Source organism: Azospirillum sp. 11R-A, assembly GCF_049472615.1.
GTDB lineage: Bacteria > Pseudomonadota > Alphaproteobacteria > Azospirillales > Azospirillaceae > Azospirillum > Azospirillum palustre.
This window is the reverse complement of record NZ_JBCEBL010000033.1, coordinates 27325-44563: the sequence shown is the minus strand read 5'-3', so window position 1 is coordinate 44563 and position 17239 is coordinate 27325. Positions and strand designations below refer to the sequence as shown.

Below are 17239 nucleotides of genomic sequence, written 5' to 3'. Positions count from 1 at the left end.
CGGACGTTCCCCGCCTGTCCCGGTTAGATCACCCTGGGCAGCGAGACCTCTGCCCGTAAGCCTGAGTTTGGCAGGTTGATGAGAGTAATTTCACCGCCATGGGCTTTGATGACAGAACGAGCGACGGTCAATCCCAATCCAAAGCCTCCGGTTGCACGGTTGCGCGAGGCTTCGATTCGGTAGAACGGGCCAAAGACTCTCTCAAATTCACCTTCAGGGATGCCTGGCCCCTCGTCTTCTATCCAAATAACCACACGATCTTGGTGCGCCCTCAGCGATACCATGGCCTGACCACCATATTTTACCGCATTGTCGATCAGATTGATCAAAGCGCGCTTCAGCGCAACCGGCCGCCCCTGGAACGTCACATCGGCGGGGCCGTCGTAGCTTACTGGACGTCCGGTGTCCGACAGATCGTTGCAGATCGTTTCAAGCAACGCACCGATGTGCAACACCTTGGCCTCTTCACGCCCCCTGTCATCGCGGAGGAAAGAAAGGGTTGCCGATACCATCTCCTCCATCTCATCCAGCTGAGCCAAAATCCGATCACGTTCCTCTCCCTCCTCAAGGAATTCGGCGCGTAGGCGGATCGTCGTGATCGGCGTGCGCAGGTCGTGAGAAACAGCCGCCAGCATCTGCGTTCGGTCGGTCAGCAGGCTACGAATGCGCTCCTGCATTTCATTGAACGCTTGTGCGGCCTCCCGCACCTCCTCAGGGCCTCGAACCGGCAGCGGCGGTGCGCTGACGTCCACTCCGAGACGCCGGGCCGCCCTGGTCAGTGCCTTGAACTCGGCGGTGCAGACGCGCACCAGGAACACCGACACAGCAAAGATCGCCAGAGCCATGAGGGCGGTCGGCACCAGCAGATGGGAGTCGGCTATGGCTGCAGACCCGAGGGTCGTTACCCGTGCATTGATCCAACTTTCGTCGGGGAGCTGCACTGAGACCTGCATCACATGGTCTGCCCCGTCGTTCTTCGCGCCATAAGCTACGCGCAACCCCTCTTCGTCGAGGTCGGGAACCAACTGCTGCAGCCGGCGTGTCAGCAGGTCCAGCCTCTCATCAGGAGAGCGATCCTGCTGTACCAGTGGAATGGCGCTCCAATGAACGTCAAGGCCCCGACCGGAGTGAAGATGGGCCGTCTTCTCCCGATCGTCTGGTGGAACCAGAATCACGGTTCGCTTAACCGCAGCGATGCGTTCAGCAGCGATCCGTTCGTCAGCCAGGTCGGCTTGGTCGGACAGCCGTGTCTGGTACCACCACATACTCACCAAGTGCGACAGCGTGAGCGCCACCAGAAGAATGGCGACAGCCCGGCCTGTGATGGTATCCGGCAACATCCGGCGGAATATCGGCCCAAGAGCGCTCATGATCGCTGAACCTCCACGGTGAGGACGTAGCCGGCTCCCCTGACGGTTTTAATCAGAGGATGGGCCGAGACGTCATCCCCCAGCTTGCGCCGCAGGCGACTGACTTGGACATCGACGCTGCGGTCGTAGGCATGAAGCCGGTTTCGGGCAAGTTCGAGCAGCTTGTCACGGCCAAGAACCTGATTTGGGCGCTCTGCAAAGGTCAACAGCAGGTCATATTCGGCGCCGGTGAGGGCGACGATGGCGCCCTCCGGGGACAGCAACTCGCGTCGCGTCAGGTTCAAGGTCCAACCGGCAAAATGTATGGCCTTCGGTGAGGAGACAACATCCACACCCGGTGAGGATGTCCGTCGAAGAACCGCCTTGATCCGCGCAAGCAGCTCGCGGGGATTGAATGGCTTGAGAACATAATCGTCGGCGCCGATTTCCAATCCGGAAATCCTATCGGCGTCATCACTCATGGCTGTGAGCATGATGATTGGCAGGTCACGGTGAACCGAGCCTGGGGCACGAAGCTCACGGCAGAGGGTAAGTCCGTCATCGCCAGGTAGCATCAGGTCGAGAATTATGAGGTCGACGCGGGTACAGCCAATCATGCGCCGCATCTCCATACCGTCGGCGCACGCCGTCGCCTGGAGCCCGTGACGGAGGAAAAAGCGACTGAGGAGGTCACGGATTTCCTGGTGATCATCGACGATCAGGATATGAGGTGTGGAATTCATAGCAAATCGCGGTCCGGAAGCAGTGGCGGTACAATCTCCCTGGCGCTGACAGATGGCCGACCGGTATGCAGTCTGGCAATCCGGCTTTGCCCGAACCACGTGTGTTGTCCTTGTGTTCAGACAGGGCGACTGGTGGTGCTCGGCCATGGTAACAGATTGTTTTGAGCAATTTCACGTACGGATGACAAGATGCTGAAGCTGGCGCCAGCCCGAAGGAACCGCAGCGACGGCTTTCCGTCGCCGTTGAGAGCAACCACACGTCAGTAGTCCAGGTATCGGCACAACCACCATCTCGGGCAGAGATCTTCCTGACGAACGGCGATTTGCCGAGACGTCCGATAGTGCCGGTAGAATGGTGGTCCATCCCTGCATGTTTTACAACGGAAGCCCCGACAGGGCTTGGCTGCCTGGACTTCCGCCGGAAACGGATGACAGCAACAACTTGGCATGCATAACGAGCCCCGGAAGGCAGCGCCGCGCAATGTGCACAGCGCCTGGATAAGCTTCAGGGTGTCTCAGGAGAAAATGTACCAGGATCCTGCATCGCTGACGCCATTTACGAACCCGGGTGCCTCACCAAACATGAAGTCGCTTTGGCGGAGGTCCCCTGCGGCCACCCCGAGGAGAAGGACCGAGCCGTCAGGCCCTGGAGAGTTGTCGACGCTCCAATTAACCAGAGTACCGTCCTCTCGTTCAGCCACGCTCACCTGGTTGGGCATGATGTCTTGGAATGCGATGTGATCGAAAGCACCCTGCGCGGCGCCGCCAGCCTCAAAATCGGCCACGACATCATTGCCGCTGTCGGCCATCACCATGAACGCGTCAGCTCCGGGGCCACCTACCAGATAGTCGTCGCCCATACCGCCGTTTAGCATACCGTGCCCTGCCCCCTCATCCAGGTAGTCTTTGCCGCTCCCACCAATCAGCTCGTCCATTTCGTTGCCACCGAACAGCGTGTCGTTCCCCACACCTCCGTCGAGGCGGTCCATGCCCGCACCACCATCCAGCCGGTCGTTTCCGGCATCTCCGTTCAGGTCGTCATCACCGCCATACCCGATGTACCGATCGTCGCCGTTCCGGCCAAAGATATGATCTGAGGTCTCGCCACCACCGCGATCATCGTCCGTCGGGCGCCCGGCGATCAGCCGGTATGTGGTATCGCCATGGAAATCAAAGGACACGCTGCCGTCCTTCAGAGCTTTATCCGCGGCTCGATCGAACTCACCACCGATCCACGCCCCCTTTCCGGCTTCAGGAAAGGCAGTTGTCACGATGCGCCCCTCGCCAGGGTCATCCGGCTTCCTGGCACCAGGTGGCAAGTCGGGCGCGTCAGCGAACATGAAGTCGTCCTGCGCCAGCTGAGAACGCTGAACGCCCTCCAGCAGAACAGAACCGCCTTCCCAGCGGACAAGGACGCCGCCATCGACGCCCTCGATGGTCAGATCGTCCCATCGCAGATCACGAAGAGCAAGATGATCGAACATTCCGGGGCCGGCGGTGAAATCGCGGATTACATCGTCACCGCTGGTTCGGTCCATGGCGAAAGCGTCGGGGCCGGCACCGCCAATAAGAGTGTCATTGCCCATCCCCCCTGTGACCATGCTGTGTCCTGGCCCTTCGTCAAGAAGGTCGTTTCCGTCTCCCCCGATCAGATTGTCGGCTCCAGCGCCGCCGTACAAGCTATCGTCTCCGCGACCGCCGTCCAAGGCATCTGATCCCATACCGCCAAAGAGGACATCATCCCCACGGTCGGCATGCAGAACGTCGTCGCCGGCGCCACCAAGCAGTCGGTCGGAGCCCGCCAACCCCCACAAATAATCACGATCCTCATCGCCCCTGATCGTGGTCGGTCCGTCCTCTCCAATTGCAATGCGATAATTGACATCTTGGTCACCGGAAGCAAAGTCGAATGTCAAGCCGCTGAGTTGGAGGTATTTCGCGGCAAGCTCACTGTTTGCAGCAGTGCTGCCATGGCCTTCAGGCGTCCACTCGTCGGGCACGTCGGCCTCCTGCGTCTGTGTGTGAACCTGCAAAACATGCGCAGTCTCACTTGATCCCGACGGCGGGAGGACTTGTTACTCTTTGTAACAAAGGAGATGCCCTGTTTCACGATCGGCTTCATGTCAAAAGGAAAATATCTTCTGCTATACAGATGAAGTGCATGCGGCTAACGTTTTAACAGAAAGGCGGGCTTCGCTTGCTTGAGGCACAAACATAACTGCAGAAGTCGGCAATGCTGTGCAAAAAACCTAATACGTTTGCACGAGTAATTGGCCATGCTTGCTGGCCGATTTGGCATTGCAGAACTTGGAACCTCCCTGACTGTTACAGCGGTAGCCAGGCAACAGCGTCATCCCCTGCTTCGGCAACACATCTGGACAGCTTTGCCGCCGATGTGCCTTTTTCACGCCAGATGGAGCTGCGCGGCGTGTCATTCGGTCGTGGTTCGCTGTAACACTTTGCAACGTGAGTCCGCTTGCTGCCCCCAATCCATGTGACATATGATCGCAGAAATCGGCCTTGGGCTCTACTGTTGGTGGAAGGGAAACGTGGACACCTGCCTCACACGCCTCATAGCGATTGTGCTGGCCAGTCTCCTCCTGATGTGGGGGGCTATCGCCACCCCAGCCGCCGCCAAACAGGCACTGCCCAAGGCTGAATGGACCAGTACCGCCGACGATTGGACGTCTGGTTGCGATGACGCAGCGCTCACCATGGCTCTCGACGCCCATCACAACCAGTCTGGACAACCTGACGGAGATGATGCCGATGATATTGCGCATTCTCAGCAAGGGCGCTGCCTGACGGCCTGCGGAGGCACGGCTATAGAGCCCGTGGCCCCGTTGATGGTCCCGATGGGAGTGACGTCCCTTCGCACATCGACTGTCCTGAACGACCTCCTCCGGGATCGTTCCGTATGTCCCTGGCTACGCCCTCCAAGGCGCTCGGTCTGACTGCGGACCAGCGTCACTTCCGCGCAAGCGCTCCGGTATGGACCGCATCGCAGCTGGCGACCGAGCCCCGGGCTTGGAATTGGCGACCACCTCTTCGTTGCTGTCATCCGGCGTACGCCTAACCGATCGAGCGCTTGCTCCTTCGACATCCACACACTCTGACGCTCGCGCGTGAACTCGGGATTCCCCGAGCACACCCGTTGTCTTCCTCCTTCTCACTTGTGTCCAGTTTGACCGGCCGCGGCCGCAACCTCGATCACAACTCTCTTGGCCGCTTTGCGAGCCGAAACTTAAGGAACTTATAATGCGTCTGCACACCCGTACCCTGAACACCGCCGCCGCCCTGCTGACCGGCGCCACCTTCCTGTCGCTGATTGGCACGGCGTTCGCCGGGGCTGGCGAGCCGGGACATGGTCACGCCACCGCGGCAATTGGCGAGCCCGCCAAAGCTTCGGCGGCCAAGCGTACCGTTCAGGTCGAGTTGGGCGACAATTACTACAAACCCGAATCGGTCCAGGTGAAGGCGGGAGAGACGGTCCGCTTTGTCCTCAAGAACAAAGGAGAGTTCTTGCACGAGTTCAACATCGGTACCGCCGACATGCACGCTGCCCATCAGAAGGAAATGGCCATGATGATGGAGCATGGGATGCTGACCGCGACGGGCATCAACAAGAACATGAGCGGCATGGACCACTCCAAGATGGGCATGGCGGAGATGAAGCACGACGATCCCAACAGCGCGCTGGTCGGCCCTGGAGAGACCAAGGAACTGACCTGGAAGTTCACCAAGGACACCGCACTGGAATTCGCCTGCAACATGCCGGGGCACTATGAGTCCGGTATGGTCGGCAAGATCGCTTTCACGCGCTGAGGACGGCCGCATGGACCGCACGTCGAACTTCTTCACACGCCGCGACGCGCTCAAGCTCGCCGCCATGGCCGGCATGGCCGGCGTCGTGACGGCGTATCCAGGTCGTCACTCCTTCGCAGCTGCGGACCAGACGCTCGACCTCGCGGTCGAGCGCACCCGTATCACCGTCGACGGCGTGACAAGCAATGCCATTGCTATCGGCGGCTCGATCCCGGCCCCCACCCTCCGGCTGCGCGAAGGCCAGGAGGTCGTGATCCGTGTGACCAACCGGCTGAATGAGCCGACCTCGATCCACTGGCATGGCCTGTTGCTGCAGGGTGTCATGGACGGCGCTCCCGGCTTTAACGGCTTCGTGCCCATCCGGCCGGGTGAAACCTACACCTACCATTTCAAACTTCGGCAGGCGGGAACTTACTGGTACCACAGCCATTCCGCTGGGCAGGAGCAGGAAGGAATGTACGGCGCCATCGTGATCGAGCCGGCGGAACGTGATCCGGTTCGTGCTGATCGTGAATACGTCGTTCTGCTTTCCGATCACACGATCGAGTCGCCCAACTCGGTTCTCCGAAATCTCAAGGTCAGCGAAGGATACTACAACAATAAGAAGCGGACACTGGTTGATTTCTTCCGGGATGCTCAGCGCGATGGCTGGAGCACCACAGTGCGGGACCGTCTGGATTGGGCCGAGATGCGGATGGACGCTACGGACCTTGCAGACGTTACCGGCTACCACTTCCTGGTCAATGGCAAAGGTGCCAAGGACAACTGGACTGCCATTTACAAGCCGGGCGAGCGAGTGCGGCTACGGATCATCAATGGTTCCGCCATGACGATCTTTGATGTCCGCATCCCTGGCCTTCCTATGACCGTGGTGGCCGCCGATGGACAGAACGTGGCGCCGGTCAAGGTTGACGAGTTCCGGTTCGGCGTCGGTGAAACCTACGACGTCATTGTGCTTCCTCAAGGCGACAAACCCTTCACCTTCTTTGCCGAGCCGATCGATCGCACCGGATATGCCCGAGCGACGCTGGCAGTCCGCGATGGGTTGGAGGGCGAGATCCCCGAACGCCGCCCGCGTGCCATTCTCACGATGGCCGACATGGGCATGTCCCATGAAGGCATGGATCATGGAGCCATGGCGGGTATGGACCACAGCAAGATGGCCGGCATGGGAGCCGGCGCGATGCCTGGCATGGACCATAGCAACATGCCGGGTATGGATCACAGCAAGATGGCCGGCATGGGAGCCGGCGCGATGCCCGGCATGGATCACAGCAACATGCCGGGTATGGACCACAGCAAGATGGCTGGCATGGGAGCCGGCGCGATGCCCGGCATGGATCACAGCAACATGCCAGGCATGAACAACGGCTCTATGGAGGGCATGGCCAAGGCTGCTGCGTCAAGCAACGACCAGGCGATGGGGTGGGCCGACGCAGGCACTCCGCCGGGCGCAAAAGCCCTTTCCTATGCCGACCTGAAATCGCTGACAAAAGCGAAGGATGTCCGCGAGCCGACCCACGAGATCGAGGTTCGCCTCAGTGGGATGATGTCACGCTACATCTGGACCCTGAATGGAAACAAGTTCGACGAAGGAGAGCCGATCCGGGTCGGTTATGGGGACCGTGTGCGCATCCGCTTCGTGAACGAGACCATGATGGCGCACCCCATGCATTTGCACGGGATGTTCATGGAGCTCGAGAACGGACAGGCGGGTCGGCTGCCCAGAAAGCACGTCGTCCTGGTGCCGCCAGGCAAGACGGTCAGTGTCCAACTGACAGCTGACGAACCGGGTGAATGGCCCTTCCACTGCCACCTGCTCTACCACATGGCCTCCGGCATGATGACGCGGTTCATCGTCGAGCGCCGTTCAGCAAGCCTTTGATCCGGAGCACCAGATGCGACTGATAAAAGCTGGCCAGCATAAGGCCGTGCTCCTCGCCGGCATGCTCACATTGGCAAGCCTCTCCGGCCCTGCCCGCGCGGGTGAGGAGCATGAGGCTCAGCAGTTCCACGAGGAACCTCCTGTCCTGGCGACGCTGCTTGTCGACCAGCTCGAACATCGCTGGAGGGATGGTGAGAACTCTGTCGATTGGGAATCACGCGGCTGGATCGGCGGTGACACACATAAATTCTGGGTGAACGCCCGGGGAAGCAAGCCCGTCGAAGGCGGTGTCGAGAAGGCGGAGTTCCAGTTTCTCTATAGCCGTATGGTTTCAGAGTTCTGGGATGTTCAAGCCGGCATTCGCTATGACGTCCGCCCGCAACCACAGACCACCTATGCTGTGGCTGGCGTCAAGGGAATTGCGCCTTACTACTTCGATGTGACTGCTCAGGCATTTCTTAGCGATGAGGGTAATCTGAGCGGCCGGATCGAGGCCGAGTACGATGTCCTTATCACGCAAAAGCTGATCCTGCAGCCACTGGCCGAGATCAACCTCTCCGCACAACGCGTGCGGGAGTTGGACCTGGGCCGAGGCATCAACAACATTGAGCTCGGCCTTCGGCTTCGCTATGAGGTTGTCAAGGAGTTCGCTCCATACGTGGGTGTCAGCTGGGAGCGCAAGCTCGGCGAAACTGCCAATATCGCTCGTCGACACGGGGAAGATCCAAGTGACTTGGCTTTCCTAGCTGGCGTCCGCTTTTGGTTTTAATCCCGAAGGGGTCGATCGCTGAGGTGATCGGCCCCTTCTTCACGGCGGCCTCAACATCGTCAGAATGAGGGTGATCAGGTGACGGCCCACCACCTCATGCCCTCAGCACACCCGATGTCTTGGTACAGAATGGACGATCGACCCACCGATTTCCGGCTCTCGCTCGGCTGGGTCGTCCTCCTCGGGCATCAGGGTCAAGCCAGGTCTCACGAGCATGCAGCATGTGTTGATTGTTGACGACAATCAGGAGATCCGCGACCTGTTGGGCCGCTTTCTTCGCAAGCAGGGGTACAAGGTCACCACCGCCCGCGATGGTTATGAGTTGCGCGAGTGTATCTGCGGCTCCTTAGTCGATTTGCTCGTGCTCGACCTGATGCTGCCAGGAGATGACGGACTGAAACTGTGCCGTGAACTGCGTTCGACTTCGGCAATTCCGATCATCATGTTGACAGCAATGGCTGAAGAAACTGACCGGATCGTCGGGTTGGAAATTGGAGCGGACGACTATGTCACCAAGCCGTTCAATCCACGTGAACTGCTCGCTCGTATTCGGGCGGTCTTGCGTAGGACAAACGCTTCTGGGGAGGCATTCGACGCCTCACACAGTGGTGGCCGCATCTTGCGTTTCGCCGGTTGGACTATTGATCTCGTGCGCCGTGAATTGCATTCACCTGACGGGGCGCTGGTTGAATTGACCGGTGGCGAGTATGACTTGCTGGCGGCGTTTGTCGAAAGCCCCCAACGCGTTCTGAGCCGTGATCATCTCCTCGACATCACGCGCAACCGCACAGCATTGGCATTCGATCGCACAATCGACGTCCAGGTCAGCAGATTGCGGCGGAAAATCGATAATGACCCGGAACACAGCATGATCAAAACCGTGCGCGGTGCAGGCTATGTGTTTGTGATTCCGGTGGAACGCCATTGATGAACCTGCGCCTGCTTCCCGATAGCACCGCGGCACGAACCATAGCGGTCATGCTGGTCGGGCTGATGCTCTCACACTTTGCCAGTCTGGGAGCCTACCGTATGGATCTCATCGATCAATTCGACAGTTCCGTCGAACACGAAATGGTCGAGAGAATTGTCGCGGCACGTTCGGCAGTCCAGAAGGCAACCCTGGAGGAACGCGAGCGGACGGCGCAACTCCTGTCCGGAGCTTGGCTCGACGTGCACTGGAGCAGGGTGCCTCTTGTTTCTGAGGAGAATTACGTCGATGAGCACCTCGGGTCCTTACGCGACGCACTGCGCCGAGCGCTCCCCGATCAACCCGAGCTCCCCTTGCGGCTGGTATTTGCGGAGGTGGCCGAAGGTGCCAAGCACGCAAACCAAGCCATTCATTTCGTGCTCGTTTCAGCTCAATTGCCTGACGGCGACTGGCTGAATTTGAAATGTGTGCTGGTTGAGCCGACGCCTGCCACACCGCACAGTCTGCTCCTCTCGACGGGCTTGATGGCGTTTGCCGCTCTCATCCTATCAATCATTCTGATCCGGTATTCGACATCTCCGCTACAAACGATGGCCCGAGCGGCTGAGCGCCTTGGCGTCGATGTTGCTGCGCCACCTCTACCGGAAGTCGGACCAAGCGAGGTACGTCAGGCTGCACGCGCATTCAATGAAATGCAGCGGCGTATCGAACGCCTATTGTCTGATCGAACACAAATGTTCGTTGCTCTTTCCCACGATCTTCGTACTCCGCTGACGGTATTGCGCCTTCGAGCCGAATACATCGAAGACGATGATCAGCATGAAAAGATGCTGTCAGACATCGCGGACATGGAAGAGATGATAAAAGCGGTTTTGTCGTTCCTGCGTGACGATAACAAGCAGGAAGACACCGCGCTCACTGACTTGGCAGTTACCCTAGCAACGATATGCGACGTCCTGAATGATGCAGGCGGTGATGCACACTATGTCGGCGTAAGTCATCTCACGGTGAATTGCAGACCGGTAACGCTCAGGCGTGCATTCATGAACCTTATCGACAATGCCATCAAGTACGGCAATGGAGCTCAGGTTTGCGCGAGCGTGACCGCCGGGAATGTCCAAGTGGAGATCATCGACCATGGCCCAGGCATCCCAGAAGCTGAGTTGGATAGAGTATTTCAGCCGTTCTATCGTGTTGAGCGGTCGCGCAGCCGTGAAACAGGAGGATATGGCCTGGGATTGACCATTGCACGTTCAGCGATCCGTTCACATGGGGGAGATATTGTACTCAGCAATCGCGCGGAGGGCGGATTGCGCGTGACCGTGTTGTTGCCATGTATAGAATGCTGATCTTGAGCAGCGCAACGCCTAAAAGGCGAATCAATCCTTCAAAGTATTTTTTGTCTCTGTGCCCACAACCTGAAGAGAAGGCTTCACTGTGGCTTGTCGGTAATGAAATGTTCAATTGACGGTATCAGTGTCCGATTGGCCTTAGATTAGAGTTTCAAGCGTTTAATCTGACGCATATCCTGTGTGGTTGCGGTAGTTCCAGCACTCCTCGGGTGTGTAGAGGTCGCAGATGGAACCGACAGCCCTCTACAACTCCTCAATGGTACGGGCGCTGATGCGGCGGGGATGAGCCTTGAGCTTGGCGAAAGCCATCTCGATGGGATTGAGATCGGGGCTGTAGCAACCGTCTTCTTTGACGGAGGCAATGAACCGTGTGTGCTCCCTGTCAAGGCGCGCGCCGAGGCGCGCCCGCCCTTCGGGCGGTTTCGGCCTTGACCGGTTCGCGCCCGCGGTTCGGTGTGCTTGGCGTTCGGTCGGCGTCGTCAGGTGGGGTGGGCCTCCCAAGTCTGACCTTAGGCAAGCATGATGTTGAGGCGCACGATCAGTTTGCGCATGCAGGCAGTCAGCGTCACCCTCGACGGCTTGCCGCGCCATTTCAACTGTAAGTGGACGTCGACGATTGCGCCCTTGCTGTGGGTCGCGGCGACTTCGGCCGCAATGTAGAGGGCGTGCCGAACGGCGGCACGTCCGCCGGCGATGTGACGCTTGCCGCGCGATTTGCCGCTGTCATAATCGAAGGGAGTAACACCGACCAAGGCGGACATGCGTTCTCCGGTTGTCTTCCCCAACTCCGGGAGTAGGATCGCGAGTGTGGTGGCCACGACCGGCCCGACGCCGGGCGCGGTCTGGAGCGCAGCCACTCGGTCAGCCAGTTCCGGCTGGGCCTCGACCCGGCTGTGGATCTCGGCTTCCAGCGTCGCAATCGCCGCCGTCAGCCCCTCGACGGCCTCTTCCAACACTGCCTGCGCGATCGCCGGCGCGCCGGCCGAAGCGTGACGCAGATCGACGCGCTTGTCGACCAGCAGGCGTCGGGCCTTGACCAAGTCCGCCAGTTCTTCACGGGTCGGGTCGGGTGGCGTGGTGGCAAGAGCCACCTGGGAGGCGGTGAACTCAGCAATCAACGCGGCGTCGATCGTGTCGTTCTTGGCTCGCTGACCTGTGGCCCTGGCGAAATAGCGTACGCGAGCCGGATCGAACACGTGTACCGACAGGCCGACAGTCTGTTAGGGTCCAGACCCATAAAGAGCCTTTCCCGCAGGGAGTTGTTGTGATTCAACGCCCTGGAAAGGGGCTTTGCGATGAGCGACGGTCAGTTCTGGTTGACGGTGGAGCAGTTTGGGCGGCTGGAGCCGCACCTTCCGCGCGACACCCGTGGCAAGCCGCGCGTGGATGATCGCCGTGTGATCAGCGGGATCGTCCATGTGCTGAAGTCGGGCGGGCGCTGGGCGGATGCTCCACCGGTCTACGGCCCCCGCAAGACGCTCTACAACCGCTTCGTCCGCTGGGCGGCCAAGGGCGTCTGGGAAGACCTCTTCCATGCCTTGGCGGCGGCGGGTGGCCCACCGGCCCAGGTGATGATCGACTCCACAGCGGTGCGTGCCCATCGTTCGGCGAGCGGCGGCAAAGGGGGGAGCGCGCCCAGGCCATCGGACGGTCCCGTGGCGGACGAACCACCAAAATCCATGCCCTGAGCGATCCGCGCGGTCGGCCGCTTGCCTTCCTGCTGACCGGCGGTCAGGTCGCCGACTGCACCGCCGCCGACCGTCTGCTCGACCGGATGCCCGCCACCGATCTTCTACACGGCGACAAGGGCTACGACAGTGCCGCTGTCCGCCGGAAGATCGAAGAGGCCGGAGCCGCGCCAAACATCCCGCCACGCGCTAACAAGCGCTGGAAAAACTGCTTCTCACCCTACCTATACCGGAACCGCAACGTCATCGAAATAGTCCTTCCGCAAATGACAAAAACGCCCTCGCTCGCCGTCCGGGCTGAGCGGGATGACGTAGCGGATTTCCACCTCACATCCGGTAACGACGATGCGATCGATCAGCAACTCCACGAGTTGGCGCCGCCGCGCGAAGTCAGCGTCAGCCAAACCCGACTGCATCCGCTGGCAGAAATCAGCTGCCGATGCGGCCCAGCCAGCGAGCTTCATGTGCCGGCCGGCCTGAGCGTCCAACTGTTCTGCTTGGGTGCGCAAACCTTGCATCCGCTCATCCGCCACCTGACGCCGGCGTTGATATTCCGGCAGAGGGATCACGCCGAGCAGATACGCGTCCGTCAGGCGCTCCATCTGCTGCTCAAGCCCACACTGACCTTTACGTAGCTGTTCGCGTCGGGCTTGCAGCTCCTGGGGCAGCCAGCCTCCGCCATGCGCCCGGCTGAGGGCTTGGGCAATCTGCTCAGGGGCGGTAAGGAGTGCACAGAGATCCTTCCAAACCAAATCATCAAGCTGCTGAGCCGGAGCGTAGCGTGCTGAACAAGAGGTTTCTCGCCGGCTGGTAATCACATCGCCTTTGCCGCGGCAGACATAGTAATTGTATCCTGGGTGAACGGTGCGGCACACACACCCTGACTGACAGACGCCACAGCTTACCAACGCTCGCAGCAGATACTCATGTCGGGTGTTATGACGTCGTGCAAACGCTTGATTTTGATCAAGTTTGTCCCGCGCCTGCTTGAACTGTTCCTCACTGATCAAAGCCGGGATGTTCGCCACTGGCATCCACTGTTCTGCTGGCGTCGGGATCGACGAGTCCGACGGGCGGCCGATGGGGTGAGTGGCCGACCGACGGCTGCGGGGTGGACGGCTGCGCCACCGCCCGGCGAAGACTTGGCCGGTGTAGCTGGGGTTGGTCAGAATGCCGCGCAGGGTGGTTGGGGACCAATGCGGCCGGCCAGTCGGCGAGGAGATGCCCAGGGCGCGCAAGTACTTGGCCAAGCTGAACAAGCTGCTGTGGTCCTCAATGAAACGGGCGAACACCTCACGGATGACGGCCGCCTCCGCTGGATCGACCGTAACACCGACCGGATCGCGCGGACGATCCGGGTCCAGGCGGTAGCCGTAAGGAGCTCTGGTCCAGGGCAACAGACATCCGGCGCGCAGCTTCATCTGGCGTCCCCGTCGCATGCGTTCGGCAATCAAGGTACGCTCGTACTCCGCCACGGCGCCCCGGATCTGCAACAGAAGCTGATCCTGTGGATCGCGTCCCATTGGCCGGTCTAGAAACTCGACCTGGCAGCCATGGTGCTCCAGTTCCTCCAACAAAACCATCAGTTGCACGTAGTTACGGGCCAGACGGTCGGGGTCCGTCACCAACACCCGCCCGACCGCACCAGCCCGTACCGCATCGCGCAACCGATCCAAGCCCGGCCGGTTCAGCGTCGCCCCGCTATAGCCGTCATCGCGGAAGATGGTGTCGCTGACGATGTCCTCGCCTTGCTCCTGCATATGGGTGCGAAGGCGATGGAGTTGCTGCTCGATGGTCTGGGCTTGGGCTTGCCGTGAGGTCGAAACCCGCACATAGATCGCCGTCTTCATGGTTCCCCTCCTGTGCTGGTGGGGAGGGGGCGACCGCTTCCGGTGAAGCCGGCGAGACGGCCTGAAGGGTCATCTCCAGGATGAGCATGTATGCCCGATCCCATCGCCGGGCCCCATCCGTCTTCGCCTGCATCTGGCGGCGAACCTGCCAATGGCGCTTCATCGGTACCTCCCCGATCTGGGTTCAGATCGGGAACCGTGCTCACGCCCATTTGCGTGCAATCCCGTAGACGCAAAGCAAGCCGCCACCAACTCAGGGAAAGCCGCCCTGAGCGTGACAGGCAGAATTTGTCATTTGCGATCAGCCCATTGAGCGCATGTTCGGACGCCTCAAGGACTTCCGGCGCATCGCCACTCGTTATGACCGGTCCGCCACCAACTTCATGGCCGCCGTCCACATCGCCGCAACCGTCGCATATTGGTTATGAGTCCAGACCCTAGGCATCCCGAACCGGCCGCTCATATCCACCGCTGGCCTCGATTCCGATGCGCTACGACAACCGTCGTACGGTGCTGACGCTAGGCGGCTTAGTCCGGCTTCGGCTGAAGATCCAATGGTGCGAGAACCGGCAGGGCTCGTGTCATCATTGCCCCATCCACCCCGAGGCGGAAGGGGCGATCGCGCTGCCTTTTCAGGATATTTAACTCCTTTGGCATGCTGAGAAAGGCCTGCATAAGTACTTTTTATTGATTGTTAAGAATCAAGACGAAGCCCAGATAAAAGTGGGGTATGCCCAACAGTTTGCGTTGCTAAAGATTTGCGGTCCTCTAATCGCAGTCTGTAACCGTAATAAATTGTTACATTGCCGTCCTACTGTAGAAATCAAAGCGTATTAAATATGAACGTAGTGCGCAGGACCAATAGCGGTTCTGCTGTGCCACAAACAAATGCAAGAACCAGACGCGAAGTGGAATCGACCATGATGTTCCGAAAGATGGCAGCGGCCACCATTCTTGCGACACTCGTTCTCGGAACGAATGTCGGCATCGCAGCATCGGTACAAAATACCGCCGATGACTCGTTTTCAACTCAACTTTCTGAGGCGAAGGCTGCATTGCGGGTTAATACTCCGGCTTGGATCGGCCGCAGCGAGCGAAATGTGGCGGAACAACATATTAGGGTTGCTGAATCGCTTTTCAGCCAGGGACAATCTGCCAAAGCTCAACAGTACTTGAATTTCGCGCGTGGTAAACTTGGGCTCTCCGCAAATGCCCGATGATCAGATAACGTATGAAGTGAATAGCTTGTCTGTTTTCGGTATTGTGTTGATTGGATCCTTTGAAACCTGAAAGAAAGCGCCAGAGCTAGCCCGGCTCTGGCGCTTACCGCAATTCTGGCCCTTCCCTGTTTTAAGTGGCAGGGGGACAATCGTTTTGCTCGTTAGGCCGTCCGCTTAGCTGAATGTATTGTCATAGTTGCAGGACATCACCCTGACCACACTGGACAGCGCGTTTCGAAACCCGGGTGAAGGCGGACGCCTCCAGCCGGGAAGTAGGTGGTGGAGACATGATTCGTTATCGTTTCTTCGGGGCAACCTCCCCAGCCGGTCCCGGACCGGCGGAGAGCGTCACCACCCCATTCTCCCGGACAAGCCGCCCCGTACGCTCCAAGACGGCCAAGGCCCGGTAGATGGCCTCGTGCGTCAATCCGTTTTCGGCGGCGATCTCCGTCCATGGCCGGTCGAGCCGCACCATGGGCGGAGCGCCCGACACTTGGAGCCGAAGCCACGCCATAACCCGCTCCGACGCCGACCGGATATTCCGCAATTCCAGCCGGCTGCGCAGGTCGCGGACCTGAGCGGCAAGCCCACGCGCCAGGGCAAGCGCGGCTTGGGGGTTGCCCTCCAGGGCGACGAGCAGGTCCGGCTTGGGGATCACCATGACCTCGGATGGTACCTCGGTGACGCAGTCACAGTGGTAGGCCTCCGCCCACAGGGTGGCCTCGGCAAAGGTCTCGTCGGCGCGGGCAACGTGCAGCGTCACCGATGAACCGCCCTCGAGATGCCGCACGAGGCGCACCCGGCCTCGGGAAGACCGCCACGGTCGAATCCCCTTGCCAGAATAACGCGTCGCCAAGCTTCAGGCGACGACGATGGAGCCGCTGTGGTTCGATGAGCCCGACCCATGCGTTTGCTCCCTGCATTCTCAAAGCCGCCTTGCCGCGAAACCACCGCCATATGACTGCGATCATATCGGGGTGCTGGGCGCCCAGCTACCGACCAGGGAGTTCATCCACCAGGAGGATCCCATGCCGATCCGCACCGCAATGACCTTCGCCATCACCCTCGCCGTCGTCACCGCTGTCGGGCTTGGGAGCGCCGCGGCTCAGACCGCCATGCCGATGGACCATGCGGCCCATCATGCCGCCCGGCATGCTGACGCACCTGTGTCTCCACCCAGCGCAGTCCTGACTATGCGCGGCCACGAAGCCTTCGGTACCATTCAGGAGATCGTCCGCATCCTTGAGGAGGACGCGGCCACGGATTGGGCCCGGGTGGACATCGAGGCGCTACGCCATCACCTCGTCGACATGAATGAAGTCACGCTCAATGCGAAAGCTGTTGCGACGCTGGTGGACGGCGGAGCCAGCTATACCGTCACCGGTGACGGGCGGACCCTGGAGGCGATCCGCCGAATGGTACCGGCGCATGCTCACGAGATCGATGGTGTGAACGGCTGGACAGTCAAGGCCGTGTCGGCAGCGACCGGCGTCGTGCTGACCGTCACCGCTCTAGAACCCGAGCAGACGGCCCATATCCGGGGGCTTGGGTTCATCGGCATCATGGCCCAGGGCGGCCACCATCAAATGCACCACCTCGCCACGACGAGAGGTGAGGTCAGCCACTGATG

General features: G+C 60.0%; 13 protein-coding genes and 4 pseudogenes. 10 read left to right on the top strand and 7 right to left on the bottom strand.

All coding sequences use genetic code 11. From position 1 onward, the window contains the following. Window positions 1–23 precede the first annotated feature (23 nt). The 3 genes from VH569_RS30195 to VH569_RS30185 form a co-directional block, all read right to left on the bottom strand. Window positions 24–1370: an ATP-binding protein gene (locus VH569_RS30195; protein ID WP_149226141.1), complete on the bottom strand. Its 1347-nt coding sequence runs from the start codon at window positions 1368–1370 to the stop codon at window positions 24–26. Beyond that, complete coding sequence (locus VH569_RS30190; RefSeq protein ID WP_423320361.1) at window positions 1367–2092, bottom strand: response regulator; 726 nt, start codon at window positions 2090–2092, stop codon at window positions 1367–1369. The genes VH569_RS30195 and VH569_RS30190 overlap by 4 nt, the downstream gene beginning before the upstream one ends. 515 nt (window positions 2093–2607) lie before the next feature. Beyond that, window positions 2608–4092 (bottom strand): calcium-binding protein, encoded by a 1485-nt coding sequence (locus VH569_RS30185; RefSeq protein ID WP_423320359.1) that lies wholly within the window; start codon window positions 4090–4092, stop codon window positions 2608–2610. 1258 nt (window positions 4093–5350) lie between these two features. Here VH569_RS30185 and VH569_RS30180 point away from each other — a divergent pair. The 5 genes from VH569_RS30180 (at window position 5351) to VH569_RS30160 (ending at window position 10848) form a co-directional block, all read left to right on the top strand. Continuing rightward, entirely contained in the window at window positions 5351–5917 is a 567-nt protein-coding gene (locus VH569_RS30180; protein ID WP_423320357.1) for a cupredoxin domain-containing protein, read from the top strand. Window positions 5918–5927: 10 nt separating this feature from the next. Beyond that, window positions 5928–7802: a copper resistance system multicopper oxidase gene (locus VH569_RS30175; RefSeq protein WP_423320355.1), complete on the top strand. Its 1875-nt coding sequence runs from the start codon at window positions 5928–5930 to the stop codon at window positions 7800–7802. 13 nt (window positions 7803–7815) lie between these two features. Then, the gene (locus VH569_RS30170; RefSeq protein ID WP_423320354.1) at window positions 7816–8571 is read left to right on the top strand and encodes a copper resistance protein B; all 756 of its coding nucleotides are present in this window, start codon (window positions 7816–7818) and stop codon (window positions 8569–8571) included. Between the two features lie 214 nt (window positions 8572–8785). Continuing rightward, window positions 8786–9499 carry a response regulator gene (locus tag VH569_RS30165; RefSeq protein ID WP_423320352.1) on the top strand — a complete coding sequence of 238 codons (714 nt, stop codon included), beginning with the start codon at window positions 8786–8788 and terminating at the stop codon, window positions 9497–9499. Beyond that, on the top strand, window positions 9499–10848 hold the full coding sequence (locus tag VH569_RS30160; RefSeq protein WP_423320350.1) for an ATP-binding protein: 1350 nt from the start codon (window positions 9499–9501) through the stop codon (window positions 10846–10848). Before VH569_RS30165 ends, VH569_RS30160 begins: the two co-directional genes overlap by 1 nt. 162 nt (window positions 10849–11010) lie before the next feature. Here the strand turns inward: VH569_RS30160 and VH569_RS30155 are convergent. Both VH569_RS30155 and VH569_RS30150 read right to left on the bottom strand, forming a co-directional pair. Then, window positions 11011–11187 (bottom strand): annotated as a pseudogene (locus tag VH569_RS30155) (IS630 family transposase); the annotation flags it as partial. 173 nt (window positions 11188–11360) lie between these two features. Then, on the bottom strand, window positions 11361–12059 hold the full coding sequence (locus VH569_RS30150) for a transposase (protein ID WP_423320436.1): 699 nt from the start codon (window positions 12057–12059) through the stop codon (window positions 11361–11363). 87 nt (window positions 12060–12146) lie between these two features. Between VH569_RS30150 and VH569_RS30145 the strand changes: the two are divergent. Further along, window positions 12147–12844, top strand: a pseudogene (locus VH569_RS30145) (IS5 family transposase); the annotation flags it as partial. Here the strand turns inward: VH569_RS30145 and VH569_RS30140 are convergent. Further along, window positions 12764–14389, bottom strand: a complete 1626-nt coding sequence (locus VH569_RS30140; protein WP_423320348.1) for a recombinase family protein — start codon at window positions 14387–14389, stop codon at window positions 12764–12766. The pseudogene VH569_RS30145 and the gene VH569_RS30140 sit on opposite strands and share 81 nt — an antisense overlap. A 308-nt stretch (window positions 14390–14697) precedes the next feature. Here VH569_RS30140 and VH569_RS30135 point away from each other — a divergent pair. The 3 genes and pseudogenes from VH569_RS30135 to VH569_RS30125 form a co-directional block, all read left to right on the top strand. Continuing rightward, window positions 14698–14817: pseudogene (locus VH569_RS30135) on the top strand (IS5/IS1182 family transposase); the annotation flags it as partial. 52 nt (window positions 14818–14869) lie between these two features. Beyond that, window positions 14870–15028, top strand: a pseudogene (locus tag VH569_RS30130) (ISNCY family transposase); the annotation flags it as partial. 281 nt (window positions 15029–15309) lie between these two features. Further along, the gene (locus tag VH569_RS30125) at window positions 15310–15609 is read left to right on the top strand and encodes a hypothetical protein (protein ID WP_423320346.1); all 300 of its coding nucleotides are present in this window, start codon (window positions 15310–15312) and stop codon (window positions 15607–15609) included. Between the two features lie 295 nt (window positions 15610–15904). Here the strand turns inward: VH569_RS30125 and VH569_RS30120 are convergent, their stop codons facing one another. Continuing rightward, complete coding sequence (locus VH569_RS30120) at window positions 15905–16399, bottom strand: Crp/Fnr family transcriptional regulator (RefSeq protein WP_423320344.1); 495 nt, start codon at window positions 16397–16399, stop codon at window positions 15905–15907. A gap of 238 nt (window positions 16400–16637) precedes the next feature. Here VH569_RS30120 and VH569_RS30115 point away from each other — a divergent pair, with 238 nt between their 5' ends. Beyond that, entirely contained in the window at window positions 16638–17237 is a 600-nt protein-coding gene (locus tag VH569_RS30115; protein WP_423320343.1) for a hypothetical protein, read from the top strand. Window positions 17238–17239 lie beyond the last annotated feature (2 nt).